This window comes from Kribbella sp. NBC_01505 (genome assembly GCF_045040285.1).
Classification (GTDB): Bacteria; Actinomycetota; Actinomycetes; order Propionibacteriales; family Kribbellaceae; genus Kribbella.
The window spans coordinates 3,235,118-3,254,464 of sequence record NZ_CP109425.1 but is presented as its reverse complement, the minus strand read 5'-3'; the positions used below and the strand labels follow the sequence as shown (position 1 = coordinate 3,254,464).

Below are 19,347 nucleotides of genomic sequence, written 5' to 3'. Positions count from 1 at the left end.
CGACGGATCCCGCGGATCAGATCCACCGCTCGGTCACCAGTCAGGGCGACAGCCGACAGCTCTTGTGCCGGCAAACGTGTCTGGTTCGGGGAGGCTAGTGAACCGGAATCGGTTGGTTGTGCTCCCCAAAGCGGTTTAGGGAGTGTCCGGGTCGGACCCGATCGCTGTCCCTAAACCGGTTCGGGGAGTGCTCCCCCCTGAATCGGGCGGTTTTGCTCCCCAGCACCCGCGACCGTGCCCAGCGGAGACCCGTACCCGTGCGCCTGGCCCGGCCTGGGACGGGAGTGCACACTTCTCACACTCGCCGAGCGGACGGACGGTGGCGCGGGCTGCGGCGTTCACTGTTCGGCTCCGGTGTTGTCAATGACTGTCAGATACGGCTTGTTCTGGACGGTTTGGATGAAGCGGGTTGTTCGTCCGACCCAGTCCTGCGAGGTAACCACCGTGAGCTGGACGGGGACGCCGAGTTGCTCCTCGAGTTGCGCGTTGGCTCGGCGCAACGCGCGCGGCTGAGGCTCGCCGACCACGATCACGTCGACGTCGTTCGGGGGCGGTCCGGGCTCGCCGAGATAGCGCCGAGCCCAAGAGCCGATGATGACTGCGAGCTTGATCCCGGGGACCTCCGACAACGTCTGCGGTACGACGACGGCGGGGCCGTAGGCCCGGCCGAGGATCTGCACCAACGGCTCGAAGTACGGGCTGGCCGTGTTGGCTGAGACCAAGCGGGCGTTGCCGGCGCGTCGTTCGCGAAGTAGCCCGCCCTCGACCAGGCGGTTGACCTCGCGGAGGGTATTGGGCTGTGCGACTCCGGCGACCTGCTCAAGCGTCGCGATGGGCTGCTCACGGTCGGGCACCAGGAGTAGCCAGGCGAGAATCCTGGCCTGCGCCTCAGAGCGAAAGATCGGCATCAGCGCCGACGGAGAAGTAACCACATTCCGTATAGTACTATACGGAAACCGTATAGTCCGATGACCTCGGTGGTCAGCTGGTGGCGGCGCGCTCGCCGGCGCTGCGGAGGACGCAGAATTCGTTGCCTTCGGGGTCGTGCATGACGACCCAGCCGGTGCCGTCGGGGTTGCGGAGGTCGTTGGCGATGGTGGCGCCGAGGGTTTGGAGCCACTCGACCTCGGCGTCGCGGGTGGTGTCTGGTTCCAGGCAGAGGTGGACGCGGTTCTTGACGACCTTGTCGTCGTCGTTGCGCTCGAACAGCAGAGTCATGCCGTCGGTGATGACCTCGGCTCCGGGGTCGTCGGGATGGTCGTCGGGGTTGCGCGAGGCGCGGAGGACCTGCACCCAGAAGCCGGCCAGTTCGTAGGGGTCGTGGGTATCGAACGTCACCGTTCGGACGCGTGAAGTCATTTCAGGAACACCAATCGATCTTCGGGATTCTCAGCCTCTTGGTACGGCGTGAATCCTGCCGCAACCGCCAGCTCTGTCAACTGCTCCGGTAGCCACCGGTGCACCCACACGTCCATCGGGAGATCGCCGTACCCGAAGGTCTTGTGGGTGGACTCCTCGCCGACGTGGAAGCCCATCAGCAGCACCCCGCCCGGCGCGAGCACGCGGTGGAACTCGGCGAAGGCTTCCGGTACGACGTGGCGCGGCAGATGGATGATCGACCACCAGGTGACCACCCCACCGAAGGACTCGTCGGGGAAGTCGAGTGCCGTCATCGAGCCGACGCGGAATTCCAGGTCGGGGTGATCCCGCCGGGCGACCTCGATCATGCCGGGGGAGAGGTCGAGCCCGATCGCGGATCCACGCTCAGCCAGCAATCCCGTCGTACGGCCGGGGCCGCAGCCGGCGTCGAGGATCGGGCGACCGTCAGCGAGTTTGGTGACCAGGTCGAATCCCTCGATCTCCCACTCGGGCCCGTCCACCACGCGCTCGGCGTACGAGAAGGCGACCGTGTCGTACGACGTGCTGATCTTCGCGAGTGCGTCTGTCATGGCGCGACCCTAGAAGGCCGCGCCGACAGAAAATGATTACGCCTTGCCGAGGGTCTGCTTCTGCTTGCCGAGACCCGCGATCTCCAGCTCCATCACGTCACCTGGCGACAGGTACGGGAAGCGGCCGGACAGCGCCACGCCTTCCGGCGTCCCGGTGTTCACGATGTCGCCGGGGCTGAGGACCATGTACTGCGAGAGGTCGCGGATCAGCGTGGCGACCGAGAAGATCAGGTCCCGGGTGTTGGAGTCCTGGCGGGGCTCGCCGTTCACGAAGGACTTGAGGTCGAGGTTGGTGGAGTCGACCTCGTCGGCCGGGACCAGCGCCGGGCCGAGCGGGTTGAAGGTCTCACAGCACTTGCCCTTGGACCACTGGCCGCCCGACTCCTCGAGCTGGAAGGCACGCTCGGAGACGTCGTTGGAGACGGCGTAGCCGGCGACACAGGCGAGGGCCTCCTCGTCGGTCTCGACGTACCGGGCTTCCTTGCCGATGACGACGGCCAGCTCGACCTCCCAGTCGGTCTTGGCCGAACCGCGGGGGACCAGGACGTCGTCGTACGGGCCGACGACGGTGTTCGGGTGCTTGAAGAACACGATCGGCTGCTTCGGCGGCGCGGATCCGGACTCGGCCGCGTGGGCGGCGTAGTTCATGCCGATGCAGACGACGGCGCCGGGGCGCGCGATCGGGGCGCCGGTGCGGAGGCCATCCACCGAGGCTGCGGTCAGCTCACAGGCCTCCAGCGCGGCGCGGGTGCGGGCGATGCCGTCCGCGGCCAGGAAGGCGCCGTCGATGTCGGTGGTGAGCGGGCTCAGGTCGTAGACGGTGCCGTCGGTGGCGCGCACGTACGGGCGCTCCTCGCCGACCGCGCCGAGGCGCAGCAGTTCCACAGGGTCTCCTACTGTATTGAATTGATTTGGGGCCGGAGCTCAGTCTTTGTCGAACATAGGACGCAGCCGCTCGCGGGACGCCTCGATGTGCGACCGCATCGCCGCGGTCGCCTCCTCGGGGTCGCCCTTGCGCACGGCGGCCACGACCGTCTTGTGCTCCCGCAGCGCCTTCGTCGCGATCCCACCGCCGTAGTACAGCCGGAACAGGTGCAGGTGGCAGTGCGTGCGGGCGAAGGACAGCCGCGCGGTCTCGTTGCCGGCCAGCTCCAGCACCAGGTCGTGGAAGCGCTGGTCGTGCGCCGCCATGGCCCGATAGCTCTCGTACGCCGGCCGGTCCGGTACGTCGGTGTAGCTCAGCATCTCGTCCTTCAGCCGGACGAGGTCCTCGGTGCCGGCCCGCTCGGCCGCGCGACCGGCGGCCCAGGGCTCGATGTGCAGCCGGAACTCGAACAGGTCCTCGAACTCGGGGCGGGTCAGCCGTGACGACACCCGGTAACCGCGCAGCGGCTCCTTGATCACCAGTCCGTCGGACTCCAGCCGGGCCAGCGACTCCCGGATCGGGGTCTGCGAGATCCCCAGCTCACGGGTCAGGGCGTCGATGTTCAGCCGGGTGCCCGGCTCGACCACGCTGTCCATGATCAGGCCCTTGACGGTCTCGTAGACGTCGTCGCTCAGCACCTGTCGCTGCGGCAGGCGGGCCAACTGCCCCGCCAGACCAACATGCGCATCAGTCACAGTGCACTCCTCCCGAACCCCTCTTACGCAGGGACCTAGTCTGCCCGACTCGCATCGTTACCTCGACGAGTCTTGACGCCTTCAGTGTGAAGCGGCAGCATCAGGTTCGCAATATCCTATAGGATCTGGAGTCCGCTCATGACCGTCGCCCTCCGCCGAACCGCCCTCTGTCTGGCCGCTTTCGCGCTCGTCGCGACCGGCTGCACGACCAAGCCCGCCGACTCCGCGTCCGGCGGTGCCCCGAAGGACGACGCCTCCACCGGTGGCAGTTCGGGCCCGGTGACCCTGAAGGACGGCTCCCAGGTCAAGCTAGCGTTGATCCCAGGGGGTGCACACCCCTATTTCCAGCCGTGGAAGACCACCGCCGACACCGACAAGACCGAGTTCAAACTCGGTGGTGTCACGTTCAACGAGACCGGCGAGTGGGACCAGGGCAAGCAGAACAACGTGATCAACTCGCTGGCCGCGCAGGGCTACAACGCGTTCGGCATCTTCGGCGTGTCGCCGACCGACATCAACTCGACCTTCGAGGACCTGAAGGCGAAGGGGTTCGCGGTCGGCTCGCTGGCCTCCTGCCCGGCCGGTGACACCAACGAGGCCGACTTCTGCCTGTCCACGGATGTCGAGGCGGCGGCGTACAAGGCGGCCAAGGCAACGATCGAGGCGATCGGCGGCGAGGGCACGATCGTGCACCTGACCGGCAACAACGTCGACTCGAACACCCAGCGCCGGATCGCCGGCGTGAAGAAGGCGGTCGCCGAGACGAACGGGAAGGTCACCGAGCTGCCGGTGATCACCGACATCGACAAGGACCTGTCCACCGCGCAGAAGGCGGTCGCCGACCTGCTCGCGTCCAAGGGCAAGGACATCAAGGGCATCGTCACCACGGCGTACAACCCGGCCGTGGCCGCCGCCGACGGTGTTGCCTCCAGCAAGCTTCCGATCAAGGTCGTGGCGATCGACGACGACGCGAAGATCCTGTCCGGGATCAAGTCCGGCGGGGTCGCCGCGACGGTCACCCAGAACCCGGTCGGTCAGGCGTACGTCGGTGGCTGGCTGCTCGCGCTGCTGCAGTCCAAGCAGTGCACGATGAAGACGCCCGGTGTGATCGTGGACTCCGGCTCCTTCGTGGTCACGAAGACCAACGTCGACACGTACGACGACGAGCGCAAGGCGAAGACCAAGGCGCTGCAGGGCGAGTTCGAGAAGCAGCTGAGCTGCCAGTGAGCGCTATCACGAAGGCATCGGCGTACCTGGTCGACCTCGAGGTCGAGACGGTTCGGACCGATGCGGTGCAGTCGTTCCTCAAGCAGGAGACCGTTTTCGTCTCGCTGGAGACAGCTGACGGGTTGAGCGGGCTGGGGTACTCGTACACGATCGGAACGGGCGGAAGCGCCGTACTGGCGTTGTTGCGGGACCACCTGTTGCCGCGACTGATCGGGAAGGACGCACGCAACGTCGAGGCGGTGTGGTCGGACCTGTTCTGGTCGACGCATGCCACGACGGTCGGTGCGATCACCTCGCTAGCGCTGGCTGCTGTGGACACTGCGCTGTGGGACCTGCGGTGTCTGCGGGCTGCTGAACCGTTGTGGCGGCTGGCTGGTGGCTACCGGCAGCAGGTGCCGTTGTACGACACCGAGGGCGGCTGGTTGCACCTGACCACGGATGAGCTGGTTGCGGGCGCTCTGGCGTCGCAGAAGGCCGGTTGGCCTGGTGTGAAGCTCAAGGTGGGTAAGTCGCGGGTCCACGAGGATCTGGAGCGACTGCGTGCCGTGCGGGATGCTGTTGGGCCAGCTCTGGACATCATGGTCGACGCGAACCAGTCGATGACGTACGCCGAGGCCAAGCGTCGTGCGGCTGCGTTCGAGACAGTGGATCTGAGCTGGTTCGAGGAACCGTTGCCTGCGGACGATGTGAGCGGGCATGTGCGGTTGGCGGAGTCCACCTCGATCCCGATCGCTGTTGGTGAGTCGCTGTATTCGATCTCGCAATTCCGTGAGTACGTCGCCGCCGGTGGAGCCGGAATCGTCCAGGTGGACGTGGCCCGGATCGGCGGGATCACTCCGTGGCTGAAGGTCGCGCATCTGGCCGAGGCGTTCAACCTCGAGGTCTGTCCGCACTTCCTGATGGAGATCCACGTCAGCCTGACCGCCGCCGTACCTAACGGCCGGTACGTCGAGCACATCCCGCAGCTGCGCGCGATCACCCGTTCCGAGATGTCCGTGGTCGACGGGCATGCGGTAGCGCCCGACGTACCAGGACTGGGCATCGACTGGGACTCCGACGCGATAGACGATCGGCGGGTCTCATGAACGAGCCGGTGTCGGAGACTGCGACGCAGGCGTTGCAGGACGACGCACCGGTCGAGAAGCCGCCGCGCGGGACGCCGTGGTGGGCCAACCAGCGCATCGGACTGCTGCTGCTCGTCGTACTGCTGGGTGCGCTGTTCGGTGTGCTGCGGCCCGCGTTCTTCAACCAGCAGCTGGTGATCTTCCCGCTGCTGCGCGACATCGCGATGTTCACCGTGGTCGGGCTGGCGCAGCTGTGTGTGTTGTCGATCGGGCACATGAACCTCGCCGTCGGCCGGATGGCGGCGTTCTCGATGATGATCACCGGCATCTCCTACGACCTGTGGCACCTCACCCTGTACTCCGGTCTCCTGGTGGGACTGGTGGCCGGTACGGCGATCGGTGCGTTGGCAGGCTGGGTAATCGCGCGGACCGGGGTCAACTCGTTCGTGGTGACGCTGGCGCTGGACTTCCTGCTGCTGGGAATGATTCCGCTCGTCTACACGTCGCTGACCGACAACGCGGCGTTCGTGGTCAAGCCGCCGGGCATGCGTGAGCTGCGGAACTACTCGCTGGCCGATGTGTGTGTCGGCAACGTGTGCGGGTCGCCCGCCGTACCGCAGCTGGCGATCTTCGCAGTGGTCGCCATGGTGGTGGTCGGGTGGATCTACTCGCGCACGCGGCTCGGCCGGGAGCTGCTGATGACCGGCTCCTCGGTGAAGGCTGCTGAGCTGTCCGGCATCCCGACCGCGCGCCGCGTGATCACAGCGCACGCCATGTCCGGCTGCCTGGCCGCGCTGGCCGGTTTCATGCTGGCCGTCTCGACCGGCTCGATCAAGGCGACGATCGGTGAGGAGTTCATGCTCCCCTCGTTCCTCGGCCCGATCCTCGGCGGCACCTTGCTGGCCGGCGGTTTCGTCTCGATCTGGGGCACCTTGATCGGTACGGCGCTCACCTCGGTGATCCGTAAGGGGCTCGACCTGCTCGGCGTCGGTCTGGAGAGTCTGAACATCTACCTCGGCCTGATCCTCCTGCTGGCCCTCTCGACCGACCGGGTCCGAACAGTCCTGTCCGAGCGGCAGGAGGTGCGACGACAATGAAGCGCTTCGCTCGTTCGACCGAGATGACCTTGCTGGTCATCGGCATCGTGTTCTTCATCGCGCTGGTGATCGCTTCGGGCGGTGACCTGCTCGCAGCGAATTCCTTACGAGTGCTACTTCAGTTCCTTGCGGTGCCGATCCTGATCGGATTGGCTCAAATGGTGGTTCTTGCGGTGGGTCAACTCAACCTGGCCGTCGGCGCGATCGGTGGATTCGCGGCGGCGGCGATGGGCGTGCTGATGGCCGACCACGGCGTGCCGGTTCCGTTGGCGTTGCTGATCGGGTTCCTGCTCGCCGGGCTCGTCGGTCTGCTGAACGGCGTGCTCGTCGTGCTGACCCGGATCAACGGGTTCATCGTCACGCTGGCGACGATGACGATCCTGCTCGGCGTTCAGTACCGGCTGGTCGGGACGCGGACGGTCGACGCGTATCCCCAGGGGCTGAAGACCTTCGGGTCGGCGGCGATCTTCGGGGTCGTGCCGTGGATCTTCGTCGTCGCGCTGCTCGTCGCCGGGCTGCTCGCGGTGATGCTGAAGCGGACCGTGCCCGGCCGGCAGTTGCTGGCCTCCGGTGGGAATCCGATCGCCGCCCGGCTGTCCGGGATCTCCAACGACCGCTCGGTGATCGTCGCGCACGCGCTGTCCGGGGCGATCCTCGGTGTCGCCGCGATCCTCACCGTGGCGTCCTCGCCCGGGGTGAACAAGAGCATCGGCGGTGACTGGTTGCTGCCCTCGTTCGCGGCACCGATCATCGGCGGGGCGCTGCTCACCGGTGGCTCGGCCGTGGTGCTGGGGACGGTGCTGGCGGCGTTCATCGTGCGCTTCGTGGACACCGCGCGGGCCGAGTTCTCGCTGGAGCCCTCCTGGGTGAACTTCGTGGTCGGTGCCGTCGTCCTCGGCTCGGTCGTGCTCGGACAGGTCCGGACGCGCCGGCAGGACCGGCGCTCGGTGGTGAAATCGCCCGACGCGGCGGTGGCCGGAGGTGTGTCATGACGCTGTTCCAGGCATCGGAGATCGTGAAGGTCTTCCCGGGCGTCCGAGCGCTGGACGGCGTCACGCTGTCGCTCGAGGCCGGCTCTGTCCACGCCTTGCTGGGGGAGAACGGCGCCGGCAAGTCGACGCTGATCAAGGTGATCACCGGCCTCTACCGGCCCGACGGCGGCCGGCTGCTCCTCGACGGGGACGAGGTGTCCTTCGGGTCACCGCACGAGTCGGCCTCGGCCGGGATCGGCGTCGTCCACCAGGAGCGCAACCTGATCCCCGGCTTCACGGTCGGCGAGAACATCATGCTCCAGAAGCTGCCGACGTCTCGTGGTCTCGTCGACCGTTCGGCGATCCGCTCCGAGGCCGCACGCTGGTTGGCCGAGCTGGAGCTCGACATCGATCCGGATCAGCCGGTGACCGAGCTCTCGGTCGCGCAGGCGCAGCTGGTCGAGATCGCCAAGGCTCTCTCGGTGGAGAGCCGCGTGCTCTTGCTCGACGAGCCGACCGCGTCAATCACTCCGAACGAAGCCGCCCTGCTGTTCCGGGTGGTGGAGAAGCTGAAGGACGACGGACGTGCGGTGCTGTTCGTCAGCCACAAGCTGGAGGAGGTCTTCCAGATCTGCGACACCGTCACCGTGCTGCGCGACGGTGCGTCGGTGCTGTCCGGCGGTGCGCTGTCCGACCTCACCCGGGACCAGGTGGTCGACCTGATGGTTGGCCGGGTGCACGAGGCCCTCAACCTCCCCGAGCGGACCGTCGACACTTCGGTCGCGCCGATCCTGGAGCTGCGCGGAGTCGGTACGGCGACCGGTCACGCGGAGGTGGATCTGACGGTTCGGCCCGGTGAGATCGTCGGGCTGTACGGCCTGGTCGGAGCCGGGCGAAGCGAGCTGGCCAAGGCCCTGCTCGGGCTGGATCGGATCACCGCCGGCGAGGTGCTGGTGCGCGGCCGGGCGGTGAAGATCCGCACGGTCCGCGATGCCTTGCGCAACCACAAGATCGGCTACGTCACCGAGAACCGCAAGGAAGAAGGCGTCTTCCTCGAGCAGTCGGTCGCACGCAACATCGCCGTCACGATCTGGGACCGCCTGCGCAAACTCCTCGGCTACGTTCCGGCCAAGGCCGAGACCGCGATCGTCACCTCGTACGTCGAACAGCTCGGCATCCGGATCGCGTCGCCGGCGCAGATGGCGGGCACGCTCTCCGGCGGCAACCAGCAGAAGGTGTCGCTGGCCAAGTGGCTGGCCGCCCAGACCGAGATCCTGATCATCGACGAGCCCACGGTCGGCATCGACGTCCGCACCAAGGACGCCTTCCACACCCTGATCTGGGACCTGGCGGCGAACGGGCTGGCGATCCTCCTGATCACCTCCGACCTCCCGGAGATGATCACCCTCGCCGATCGCGTCGTCGTCATGCGCGACCACCGCATCCGCGGCGAGCTCGCCAACGACCACGACTACGACCACATGAGCCAACAGGTCATCCGGTTGATCCACGCCGAAGGCACAACAGCCGCATGACCACCTCGCACCACTTCACCCAGAGGATCGGAGCGGCATGACCAGAGTCGACGCGCATCACCATGTCTGGGACCTCAGCGTCCGCGACCAGACCTGGATGGCCGGCCCGGACTTCGCCCCGATCCGCCGCAACTTCGGCGTCGAGGATCTCGCACCCCTGGCCGCCGCTGCCGACATCACCGCCACCGTCCTGGTGCAGACCGTCGGGGTGCTCGCCGAGACCGGCGAGTTCCTGGAAGTTGCTGCTGGCAACGATCTCGTCGCCGGGGTGGTGGGCTGGGTGGACCTGACCGCGCCCGACATCGCCGACGTGCTGGCCGAGCTCCAGGCTCGCCCGGATGGCCAGTGGCTGAAGGGCATCCGGCACCAGGTCCACGACGAGCCGGATCTCGAGTGGCTGCTGCGTCCCGACGTACAGCGTGGTCTGTCCGCGGTCGCCGACGCCGGGCTCGTCTACGACCTGCTCACCAAAACCCCACACCTGCCGGCCGCGATCCGCGCGGCCGAAGCTCTCCCGCATCTGTCCTTCGTCGTTGATCACATCTCCAAACCAGTCATCGGCGGACCCCTCGACCCCTGGGCCACCGACCTCCGCGCCCTGGCCGCCCTCCCGAACGTCACCTGCAAACTCTCCGGCATGGTCACCGAGGCCAACTGGTCCTCCTGGACCCCCGCCGACCTCAAGCCCTACGCCGACGTGGTCCTGGACGCCTTCACCCCTGACCGCGTCATGTTCGGCTCCGACTGGCCCGTCTGCCTCCTCGCCGCCCCCTACGCCGACGTAGTAGCCGCCGCCGAATCCCTCACCAGCCACCTGACCCCCACCGAACGCCAAGCCATCTTCACCACCACAGCCACCACCACCTACAACCTCACTCCCTGATCTCCCAGGGCGGAGCTTGCACAGATAGAAATATGGCCGTATTTTTATTGGCATGGCGAGGACGGCGGATCATGACGCGCGGCGGCGGGGGGTTGCCGAGGCGTTGATCGCGGTGGTCGCTCGGCGGGGGTTGGGCGAGGCGAGCCTTGCGGTAGTGGCCGAGGAGGCGGGGGTCTCGGTCGGGCTGATCCAGCGGTATTTCCGCAGCCGGCGGGAGCTGCTGCGGTTCGCGTTCGAGTACTTGGAGCTGCGGGCACACGAGCGGCTGGCCGACGTAGTGCGGGGTGATCGCGACGTGCCGCAGGTCGCGTACCTGATGCTGGAGACGCTCCTGCCCCTGGATGAGGAGCGGCTGGCGGAGTCCGCGGTCTGGGTCGCGTTCCTGGCGGCGGGAGTCGTGGACGAGGAGTTGCTGGCACCGCACCAACGGGGAATGCGGGAGATGGATGAAGCGATCGCTTCGGGGATCCGGCAGTCGGTGGCGGCAGGCAGCTCGCCGGACCACCTTGATGCCGACTTCGAGGCCCGGATACTGACGGCGCTGGTGGACGGTCTGGTGATCGATCTGGTGACCAACCGTCAGTACGTCACACCGGCCGACGCCCGCAGGGTCCTCGCGGTCGCGGTCGACCGCGCGTTCGGTCTGGAGGTGACGCGATGAGTACGGCGATGCTCGGAGCGCTCGTCGTACTGGCTCTGCTGGACAGTACGAGTATCGGGACGTTGTTCGTGCCGATCGGCTTGTTGCTGGCGCCTGGCCGGGTCCGCGTCGTCGGCGTGATCACGTACCTGCTGACGATCGCGGTGTTCTACCTGGTCGCCGGCCTCGCGATCGCTGCTGGGCTGGGCGCGCTCGGCGATCAACTGGGGACGGTGTTCGAGTCGACGGCGTTCGCCTGGGCGGAGGTCGTGGTCGGAGTCGGGTTGTTCGCGTTGAGCTTCCGCTTCGACCCGAAGCGGCGGGCCGCGCGGGGGAAGACCCCCGACTGGAGCGGACGGATCACCAAGGCGATGGGGTCGCCGGGTACGTTGGTCATGCTCGCGTTGAGCGCCGGGGTGCTCGAGCTGGCCACCATGGTCACGTTCCTGGCCGCGATCGGCCTGGTCAGCAGTTCGGCCGTGTCATGGCCGGTCGCCGCGGCCTTGCTGACGGGCTACTGCTTCGTGATGATCCTGCCCGCGCTCGTCCTCCTGGCGCTCCGGGTCTCGCTGTCCGACCGGATCACGCCGACGCTGAACCGGCTCAACGCCTGGTTCGCCAAGAACGCCGCCGGTGCGACCGGCTGGATCCTGGCGATCGTCGGCTTCCTGATCGCACGGGACGGGTTCGGCAGTCTGATGGTCACCTACCACTGGTTCGGCCAGTGACTAGCCGAGGAGGCGGGTGGCTTCGGTACGGCAGGTGGTCCAGGCGGGGTGGTTCGGGTCGATGAGTTCGAAGTGGCCTATGTGGGGGAGCTCGGTGAGGGTGACGGTGTCGCCGGCGGTTCGGGCGGCGGCCAGGTAGGTCTGGCTTTGGACGAGGGGTACGGCGGAGTCGCGGTTGCCGTGGACCAGCGCGACCGGGACCTTGAGGGGGAGGCGCTCGGTGGGGGAGGCGAGCTTGTAGCGGTCCGGGTGGGAGTCGGGGGTGCCACCGAGCAGGTCCTGTACGGCGCTGCCGCCGACCTGCTGGCGGTAGGCGGCAGCTAGGTCGAGTACGCCGGCTTGGGAGACCGCACCGCGGAGGCGGACTCGGGGAGAGGCTCCGGGCGAGGTGGTGGGGAGGCCGGGGCGGGCGGCGGCCCAGAGGGCGAGTTGGCCGCCGGCGGAGTGGCCGATGGCGACGACTTTGGTGAGGTCGATGCGAGGCTGGTCGGCCAGGGCGTCGATGGCGGCGGCGACGTCTTCGAAGGTGGCGGGCCAGCCGCCGCCATTCCCGACGCGGCGGTACTCGATGGCGTAGCCCGCGATCCCGTTCTTGGCGAGGTCGGCGGCCAGGGGGGTGGCGAGGCTCATGCCGTAGGCGCTCTGCCAGAAGCCGCCGTGGATGACGACGGCCACGGGGACCTTCGCCGTACCGGGTGGCAGGTGGAGCTCGGCGATCTGGGACTCGTCGTCGCCATATCTGACCTCGACCGCACCGGAGGCCGCCGCAGGTTCGGAGGCGCACCCCGCCAGGGGTAGTGCGGCTGCTGCGGCGAGGAGGGATCGTCGGCTCATCACCACAGTTCTTCGGCGCCTACCCATCCGAGGATGGGTCGACGGCGAACTCGACCCGCACCCCGAGCAGCCGGACCGGCCGCCGGAGCTCGAACTTCTCCAGCAACGCCAGCGCGGTCGCCGCGATCACCTCGGGATCCTGGGTGATCGCCTTCAGCTTGCGGCTCTTGATCGGGGTGAAGAACGAAGTGAACCGGACCTTCACCCACACCCGCTGGATGCTGCGCCCCTCCGCGACCACATCCCGCGTCACGTCGACCGCGATCCGGCGCAGCTCTTCCGCAACCTCGTCCGCCGTGGCCAGGTCCTGCTCGAACGTCTCTTCACGGCTCCGCGACACCGGCTCCCGCGGTACGTCGGTCACCTCGGTATCGCCGAGTCCACGCCCGAGAGCGGCGTACCAGGCACCCATCTTCGGCCCGAACCGCTGCTTCAACTCGTCAACATCCGCAGCCGCGAGATCCGCCACCGTCAGCAGCCCCAGCTCGCCGAGGTTGCGCTCCATCCGGCTGCCGATCCCCCACAGCTCACGGACCGGCCGGTGATCCATCACCTCACGCCAGTTCGCGGCCGTGAGCCGGTAGACGCCAGGCACGTCGGCACCGGCGCCCTCGAACGACGAGGCGTGGGATCGCGGCTGTTTGGCGAAGTTCGTGGCCAGCTTGGCCCGCGTCTTGTTGTCCCCGATTCCGATCGAACACGTGAGCCCGGTGCGTTCGAGCACGGCCGCGCGGAGCGAGGCCGCCAGCGCCTCAGGATCGGCGGTCTCAGCGCCGACGAAGCACTCGTCCCAGCCCCACACCTCGACCACGACCGGGAACGCGCGCAGCGTGTCCATCACCTCGGCCGACGCCGCGTCGTACGCGGCCGGATCCGACGGCAGGAACACGGCCTCCGGACACTTCTTGTACGCCGCCCGCACCGGCATCCCCGAGTGCACTCCGAACTCCCGAGCCTCGTACGACGCGGTCGCCACGACCTGCCGGGGTTTGGTGGGATCCCCCGACCCGCCGACCACGACCGGCAGCCCGCGCAGCTCGGGCCGGCGCCGGATCTCGACGGCCGCGATGAACTGGTCCATGTCCACGTGCAGGACCCACCAGCCCATCGCGCCCTCCGTTCAGCTACGAAGCACCACAGCTCAGCTCGACGCACTCGCATACGTCCGCAGCCCACGCTGCCACACCAACCGGATCAGCAACACCGCAATCACCGACAGACCGATGCCGAGCCCGACCGAAGCCCAGCCGAGATCACCCGACAGCGCCTGCACCGGGTACGTCGTCGCGAACGCCACCGGGAAGGCGAACGTCAGGAAGCTCCGCACCGCCACCGGGAAGAACGTCAGCGGGTACCGCCCGGCTTCGACGACGCTCAGGTAGACCACGCCGATCGGCCCGACCGACTGCAGCCAGAACGCCAGATACGACATCGCCGACCAGACCGCGGTGAGCAGCACCAATCCGCACAACGCCAGTACGACGGCTTGCAGTACCTGACCCACATTCGGAGTCAGCCCCGACTGCACCAGCCCGAACGCGAGCACAATGATGCCGCTGGCAACATTGCTGAGCTCCGCGACGTTGATCCACCGGAAGGTCAGGTAGAACTGGCTCGACACCGGCCGCAGCAGGACGGCGTCCAGCTCACCTTCGGTCAGGTACGCCGTCATCCGGTTCAGGTTGGGGGCGATGAAGGTCGCGATCAACCCGGTGACGACCTGGAATACGCCGACGAGCGCGATCACCTCGGCCCGCGACCACCCGTGCACCTCCTCGGTGAACCCGAACAACAGCAGCGTCGGCACGATCCCGAGCCCCAGCTGCACCAGCCCGACCAGCAGCGTGGTCAGGAAGTGCGCGCGATAGTGCGTCTCCCGTACGACGGCCTGTGCGAAGAACCGTCGCCACAGTCGCAGGTGCCTCATGCGCCCACCGCCGAGTACGCGCGGATCCCGGCTGCCCAGACGACCCGGGCGAGCAGGCCGACGGCGACGACGTACCCGAGTTGGACGGCGAGGCCGGTCGCCAGTTCGGTGCCGGACAGGTTTCCGGCGACGATCTCGACCGGGAACGACACCGTGTACCGGTAGGGCTGGTAGTCGATGAACCCGCGCGACCACTCCGGCATCAGCGCCAGCGGTACGACGGAGCCGGACAGCACGGAGCCGATGATCACCCGGGCTTGAACGAGCGCGCTCACATCGTCCATCCAGAACGCGAAGGCCGCGATCAGGATGTCGATCGTGAAGACCAGGATCGCGCCGAGCACCAGCGTGAGCGCGAACAGTGCCCACCGGCCGACGCCCGCCGGGACGACCATCGAGTCGCGGAAGATCCACCAGATCAGGCCGACCATCGGCACCAGGGCGATCACCTTGAGGAACTTCTCCGACAGGTTGTTCGCGACGAACCCGATCAGCAGTGACGCCGGCCGGACCATCCAGCTGGACAGCTTGCCGAGCCGGATGTCGTTCGCGAGGAAGCCGGCCATCCAGGACGAGGTCGCCATCGTCGCGATCCCGAGCAGCACGAAATACGTTGTGATGTACCGCTGATCCACGGGGAGCTGGGCGCCGTTCGCGAGCGCCGTCCGCCAGATCAGCAGCGAGATCAGCGGCGTACAGATGTTGGCCAGCATGAAGATGACCCAGGCGCCGCGATAGATGGACTGCTGCGCGACCTCGGCGGCGATCATCCGGCGCAGGATGCGCAGGTTGCGGGTGACCGTGTTCATGACGCCTCGCCGCGGCGCTCGAAGAGATCGCGCATGATGTCCTCGACATCGGCGTCCGCGACGTCCAGGTCGACCAGCGGGCCGAGGCGCGTGAGCTGTTCGAGGACCTCGCTCGTGCGTTCGCGGTCCGCCTCGAGCCGGACTGTCAGGCCGGAGACCTCGACCGCGCTGACCCCGGTGAGCAGGCCGACCTCGACAGGCGTCGCGTACGTCGCCCGCACCAGCTTGCGTGGTTGCGCGGTCCGAACGAGGTCGTCGAGCGCGCCGTCGAACTGCAGGCGGCCGTGGTCGATGATCATCACCCGCGAGCAGAGCGCCTCGATGTCGTCCATGTCGTGGCTGGTGATCAGGATCGTCGTACCGCGGAGCCGGTTGACGTCGGCCAGGAAGCTCCGGACCCGGGCCTTCGCGACCACGTCGAGCCCGATCGTCGGCTCGTCCAGGAACAGGATCTCCGGGCCGTGCACCAGCGCGGCCATCAGCTCCAGCTTCATGCGCTCGCCGAGCGACGTCTTGCGGACCTGGACGTTCAGCAGGTCCTGGACCTCGAGCAGCTCGGCGAGCTCGGCGACGTTGCGCTCGAACTCGGCGGTGCCCAGGCCGTACATCTCCTTGTGCAGCAGGAGACTCTCCATCGCCGGCACGTCCCACCAGAGCATGGTCTTCTGGCCCATCACCAGGGCGATCCGGCGGAGGTAGTCGTGCTTGCGGTCCGACGGCGTGTGGCCGAGGACCTCGAGGTCGCCGGATGTCTTGTAGAGCAGTCCGGACAGCATCTTCAGCGTGGTCGTCTTGCCGGCGCCGTTCGGACCCAGCAGGCCGACGACCTCGCCTGGTTCGATGGCGAAGGTGATGCGGTCGACGGCCAGCCGGGTCTCGTACTTGCGACGTACCAGGCTCTTCAGAGCACCGCCGAGCCCGGCGCGCTGCTGGTGGAACGTGTAGGTCTTGGTCAGATCATGCGCAGAAATGGCATGGGTGTGCATCACCGTCGAGGCACCGCTTTCGAGAGAACTGGACAGGGACCGGGCAGCAACCCAGGGCCCCGCACGGGAGAAAAATCAACCGTGCGCGCAGCTATCTCGAAACGGGGTAGTCATCACTCCGACGCTAGTACCAAGCAGAGAGTGATGTCCACTCAGTATTCCCGCCCGGCGAATTACGGCACCAGGACGATCGAGTTGATCGGAGTGAAGTCGTACAGCGCGTACATGCCGGTTACACGCGAGGGATTGTTGCACCGGCCGCCGTTGGGGTCCCTGCAGAGGGTGAAGCCCGCACCACCGGTCTGGTTGTTGACCGGGTACTTGAAGCCGATCACCCCGGACAGGTTGTGCGCGCCGTAGGCGTACCAGATGTTCCTGCTGTAGATGGTGCCGTTCGGCTCCTGCAGACAGAAAGCGCCGCTCGGGCAGGTCGCCATCACGCCCTGTGTCGTGGCGTTCGCGGCCGGCGTCAGCAACACCCCGGCCGCGGCGAGTGCGGTGGCGATTCCAACAAGCTTCCGCATGGTTCCTCCTCACATCCGCAGGCCTCCTGCGAGGCCCGGCACCGAAAGTAGTTCAGTGAATGCGGAGAGGAAATCCTCCGGGCGATTCCGGCAGGTAACGGCCATTCCGCCCTGCAGACGCCCGGATTGTGCACTCAGTCGAAGAGGTTCTCCAGGAAGGACTTCTGCTTCTTCTTGTGGTGCTGACCGGAGTACCCACGGTCGTCGTACCGGCGCTGGTCCTCGTACTTGCGGTCGTCCGAACGGCGGTCGTCGGAGCGCCGGTCGTCGTCGTACCGCTTCTTGTCGTCGTAGCGCTTCTCCTCGGACCGCTTCTCCTGCGGCGGCGCGTTGAACCGCGCCTCGGCGTCCACCAGCCGCTCCAGCTCACCGCGGTCGAGGAAGATCCCGCGGCACTCACCGCACTGGTCGACAGTGATCCCACTGCGTTCGTAGGTGCGCATCGCGCCGCGGCACTTCGGGCAAATCAGGGTCTCCATCGCGCAACCCTAAGTGACGAAAAGCCCGGAACGCCGCGCTTTCAGCGAACTCTCAGCATCTTCTCTCCCAGCATTTACCTGACCGGGCGAGTATTTACTTGAAGCGGGCCAGGAAGTCCTTGACGATCGGGCCGGCCGCCTTGCCGCCGGACTCGCCGCCTTCGACGATGACGGCGAACGCCACATCCCCGCGGTAGCCGACCATCCAGCCGTTGGTGCCGACCTTGCCGTTGGTGACGACCTCGGCCGTACCGGTCTTGGCGCCGACGGTGCCGCTCTGGGCGAGGGCGTGCGCGGTGCCGCCGGTGACGGTGGTGCGCATGAAGGTGCGGAGCGCGGCGATGGTTGCCGCCGGCAACGGCGGGGCCGCGGTACCGGCCGCGTCCTTACCGGGCACCAGCACCGGCTTCATCGCGGTGCCGTGGGCGACGGTGCCGCCGACCAGGGCGATCGCCAGCGGGCTCGCGGTGACGGTGCCCTGGCCGATCATCGAGGCGGCCTCCTCGACGTCGTCCTTCGGCTCCGGGACCTTGCCGCCGTACGCCGGGATCGACAGGTTGAGGTCACGGCCGATGCCGAACGCCGCTGCCGCCTTGGTCATCCCGTCCTTCTGCAGCCGTGCGTGCTGCGAGATGAACGCGGTGTTGCAGGACTGGTTGAACGCCTTCTGCATGGTGCCCGCGCCGTACGCCGCGAGGGCGTCGTAGTTCTTGAACGTCTTGCCGAACACGTTGATCGTGTCGGTGCAGGGCAGCGAGCTGTTCGTGTTCAGGCCGTTGCTGAGCAGCGCGGCCGAGGTGACGGTCTTGAACGTCGAGCCGGGGGCGTAGCGACCCTGGAAGGCGCGGTTGTAGCTCGTCACGTCCGGGCCGTTCGCCGCGGCCAGGATCTCGCCGGTGGACGCCTGGACGGCGACCAGCGAGGCGTGCAGCTTCTGCGTGGACAGCGCGGTCTCGGCGGCCTGCTGCATCTTGGTGTCGATCGTGGTCTTCACCGGCTTCCCGGCGGTGCCCTTCTGGGTGAAGATCTCCTTGATCGTCAGCTTGGTCTTGCCGTCGCGCAGGCTGACCACGCCACCGGGCGTGCCGGCCAGCTGCTGCTGGAACGCGTACTGCAGGCCGTTCACGCCGACCTGGTCCTGGGTCGACGCCGTCGGTCCCGCGTTCTTCAGCGTGTCCTCGGTCGCCAGCTTCATCGAGCCGAGCAGCGAGCGCGCGAACGTCGGGTTCGCCGCGAGCGACTGCGTGCCGCCCATGGTCAGCACGCCGGGCAGCTTGCCCATCGTCGGCCGCAGGGTTTCCCACTGCTCGGCGCGGATCGTGATCGCGTCCACGAACTGACCGGCCGGCGCCGCCTGCGCCCGCTTGGCGAGCTTCGCGCCGTCCACGTCGAGGTTCTTCGTGAAGGCCGCGTACGTCGCCGTCGTGGCGACCTTGCCGGAGGCGACACCGACGATGACGACCGGCCGGTTCGAGGTCAGCGCCACGCCGTGCCGGTCCAGGATCGAGGCCCGGGCCGGGAGCGTGCGGACCCGCTTGAGGTAGTTGGTCCCGTCACCGAGCCCCGGGTAGATCGTGTCGCCGGCGGCCTTGATCTTCCAGGTCTCACCGACCTTCACCGCGGTCGCCGTACTGGTCCACTTCATCGCGCCGATCCCGCGCAGCTGCGCCTCGACCGCCAGCTCCTGGGTGCAGGTCGCGTCGTTGGAGCACTTCGCGTCACCCTGCGGTACGACGGTGACGCTGCTGGCCACGATCCCCGAGTCGACGTCGTCCAGCCGCTTGGCGAACACGGTCGGGTTGTCGGTCAGCGCGGCCGCGTCGGCCGGCTTGCCCTCCGGCGCCCAGGCCTTCACCCAGGCGTCCGCGAACTGCTTGACGACCTGTGCGGAGGCCTGCTTCTCGTCGTTCGGGTCGGCCTTCCCGCCGTCGCCCGACTTGCTGTCGGAACAACCAGCGGTGATCAGCAGACTACTCAGGCAGACGACAGCAGTGGTTCGCTTCACGGTTCCAACTCTCGCACGACGATTGGCAAACACGAGGGCGAAACTACTCAACCCACCCAACTACGACGC

The 19,347-nt window shown here is 67.5% G+C and carries 21 protein-coding genes; 8 read left to right on the top strand and 13 right to left on the bottom strand.

Translation table 11 applies throughout. The annotated features are described in order from the left end of the window. Positions 1 to 338: 338 nt before the first annotated feature. Genes OG474_RS15255 through OG474_RS15235 form a run of 5 tightly spaced genes read right to left on the bottom strand, consistent with a single transcriptional unit; the run spans position 339 to position 3,569 of the window. On the bottom strand, positions 339 to 932 hold the full coding sequence (locus OG474_RS15255) for a hypothetical protein (protein WP_405062944.1): 594 nt from the start codon (positions 930 to 932) through the stop codon (positions 339 to 341). A 49-nt stretch (positions 933 to 981) separates the two neighbouring features. Continuing rightward, positions 982 to 1,359 carry a VOC family protein gene (locus OG474_RS15250; protein ID WP_405062943.1) on the bottom strand — a complete coding sequence of 126 codons (378 nt, stop codon included), beginning with the start codon at positions 1,357 to 1,359 and terminating at the stop codon, positions 982 to 984. Further along, positions 1,356 to 1,949: a class I SAM-dependent methyltransferase gene (locus tag OG474_RS15245; RefSeq protein ID WP_405062942.1), complete on the bottom strand. Its 594-nt coding sequence runs from the start codon at positions 1,947 to 1,949 to the stop codon at positions 1,356 to 1,358. Before OG474_RS15245 ends, OG474_RS15250 begins: the two co-directional genes overlap by 4 nt. Before the next feature lie 36 nt (positions 1,950 to 1,985). Continuing rightward, the gene (locus OG474_RS15240; RefSeq protein ID WP_405062941.1) at positions 1,986 to 2,834 is read right to left on the bottom strand and encodes a fumarylacetoacetate hydrolase family protein; all 849 of its coding nucleotides are present in this window, start codon (positions 2,832 to 2,834) and stop codon (positions 1,986 to 1,988) included. Positions 2,835 to 2,873: 39 nt separating this feature from the next. Continuing rightward, positions 2,874 to 3,569, bottom strand: a complete 696-nt coding sequence (locus tag OG474_RS15235; protein WP_405062940.1) for a GntR family transcriptional regulator — start codon at positions 3,567 to 3,569, stop codon at positions 2,874 to 2,876. 138 nt (positions 3,570 to 3,707) lie between these two features. Between OG474_RS15235 and OG474_RS15230 the strand changes: the two genes are divergently transcribed. Genes OG474_RS15230 through OG474_RS15195 form a run of 8 tightly spaced genes read left to right on the top strand, consistent with a single transcriptional unit; the run spans position 3,708 to position 11,714 of the window. Continuing rightward, complete coding sequence (locus OG474_RS15230; protein ID WP_405062939.1) at positions 3,708 to 4,796, top strand: sugar ABC transporter substrate-binding protein; 1,089 nt, start codon at positions 3,708 to 3,710, stop codon at positions 4,794 to 4,796. Then, positions 4,793 to 5,881 carry a mandelate racemase/muconate lactonizing enzyme family protein gene (locus OG474_RS15225; RefSeq protein ID WP_405062938.1) on the top strand — a complete coding sequence of 363 codons (1,089 nt, stop codon included), beginning with the start codon at positions 4,793 to 4,795 and terminating at the stop codon, positions 5,879 to 5,881. The genes OG474_RS15230 and OG474_RS15225 overlap by 4 nt, the downstream gene beginning before the upstream one ends. Next, positions 5,878 to 6,957, top strand: a complete 1,080-nt coding sequence (locus tag OG474_RS15220) for an ABC transporter permease (RefSeq protein ID WP_405062937.1) — start codon at positions 5,878 to 5,880, stop codon at positions 6,955 to 6,957. The genes OG474_RS15225 and OG474_RS15220 overlap by 4 nt, the downstream gene beginning before the upstream one ends. Continuing rightward, positions 6,954 to 7,949, top strand: coding sequence for an ABC transporter permease (locus OG474_RS15215; protein WP_405062936.1), 996 nt, complete (start codon positions 6,954 to 6,956; stop codon positions 7,947 to 7,949). The genes OG474_RS15220 and OG474_RS15215 overlap by 4 nt, the downstream gene beginning before the upstream one ends. Next, entirely contained in the window at positions 7,946 to 9,463 is a 1,518-nt protein-coding gene (locus OG474_RS15210) for a sugar ABC transporter ATP-binding protein (protein WP_405062935.1), read from the top strand. The genes OG474_RS15215 and OG474_RS15210 overlap by 4 nt, the downstream gene beginning before the upstream one ends. Positions 9,464 to 9,500: 37 nt before the next feature. After that, the gene (locus OG474_RS15205; RefSeq protein WP_405062934.1) at positions 9,501 to 10,346 is read left to right on the top strand and encodes an amidohydrolase family protein; all 846 of its coding nucleotides are present in this window, start codon (positions 9,501 to 9,503) and stop codon (positions 10,344 to 10,346) included. A 52-nt stretch (positions 10,347 to 10,398) separates the two neighbouring features. Continuing rightward, positions 10,399 to 11,007, top strand: coding sequence for a TetR/AcrR family transcriptional regulator (locus OG474_RS15200; protein ID WP_405062933.1), 609 nt, complete (start codon positions 10,399 to 10,401; stop codon positions 11,005 to 11,007). Then, positions 11,004 to 11,714 carry a GAP family protein gene (locus OG474_RS15195; protein WP_405062932.1) on the top strand — a complete coding sequence of 237 codons (711 nt, stop codon included), beginning with the start codon at positions 11,004 to 11,006 and terminating at the stop codon, positions 11,712 to 11,714. The genes OG474_RS15200 and OG474_RS15195 overlap by 4 nt, the downstream gene beginning before the upstream one ends. Here the strand turns inward: OG474_RS15195 and OG474_RS15190 are convergent, their stop codons facing one another. The 8 genes from OG474_RS15190 to OG474_RS15155 all read right to left on the bottom strand — a co-directional run bounded on the left by OG474_RS15190 (position 11,715) and on the right by OG474_RS15155 (position 19,278). Continuing rightward, positions 11,715 to 12,548 (bottom strand): alpha/beta hydrolase family protein, encoded by an 834-nt coding sequence (locus tag OG474_RS15190; protein ID WP_405062931.1) that lies wholly within the window; start codon positions 12,546 to 12,548, stop codon positions 11,715 to 11,717. A gap of 19 nt (positions 12,549 to 12,567) precedes the next feature. Next, positions 12,568 to 13,656: a DNA polymerase IV gene (locus OG474_RS15185; protein ID WP_405062930.1), complete on the bottom strand. Its 1,089-nt coding sequence runs from the start codon at positions 13,654 to 13,656 to the stop codon at positions 12,568 to 12,570. Between the two features lie 33 nt (positions 13,657 to 13,689). Further along, the gene (locus tag OG474_RS15180) at positions 13,690 to 14,475 is read right to left on the bottom strand and encodes an ABC transporter permease (RefSeq protein ID WP_405062929.1); all 786 of its coding nucleotides are present in this window, start codon (positions 14,473 to 14,475) and stop codon (positions 13,690 to 13,692) included. Further along, positions 14,472 to 15,284: an ABC transporter permease gene (locus OG474_RS15175; protein WP_405062928.1), complete on the bottom strand. Its 813-nt coding sequence runs from the start codon at positions 15,282 to 15,284 to the stop codon at positions 14,472 to 14,474. Before OG474_RS15175 ends, OG474_RS15180 begins: the two co-directional genes overlap by 4 nt. Continuing rightward, positions 15,281 to 16,270: an ATP-binding cassette domain-containing protein gene (locus OG474_RS15170; protein ID WP_405064577.1), complete on the bottom strand. Its 990-nt coding sequence runs from the start codon at positions 16,268 to 16,270 to the stop codon at positions 15,281 to 15,283. The genes OG474_RS15175 and OG474_RS15170 overlap by 4 nt, the downstream gene beginning before the upstream one ends. 173 nt (positions 16,271 to 16,443) lie before the next feature. Further along, entirely contained in the window at positions 16,444 to 16,794 is a 351-nt protein-coding gene (locus tag OG474_RS15165) for a hypothetical protein (protein ID WP_405062927.1), read from the bottom strand. Between the two features lie 134 nt (positions 16,795 to 16,928). Beyond that, on the bottom strand, positions 16,929 to 17,273 hold the full coding sequence (locus tag OG474_RS15160; protein WP_405062926.1) for a zf-TFIIB domain-containing protein: 345 nt from the start codon (positions 17,271 to 17,273) through the stop codon (positions 16,929 to 16,931). A 94-nt stretch (positions 17,274 to 17,367) separates the two neighbouring features. Continuing rightward, the gene (locus tag OG474_RS15155) at positions 17,368 to 19,278 is read right to left on the bottom strand and encodes a penicillin-binding transpeptidase domain-containing protein (RefSeq protein ID WP_405062925.1); all 1,911 of its coding nucleotides are present in this window, start codon (positions 19,276 to 19,278) and stop codon (positions 17,368 to 17,370) included. Positions 19,279 to 19,347 lie beyond the last annotated feature (69 nt).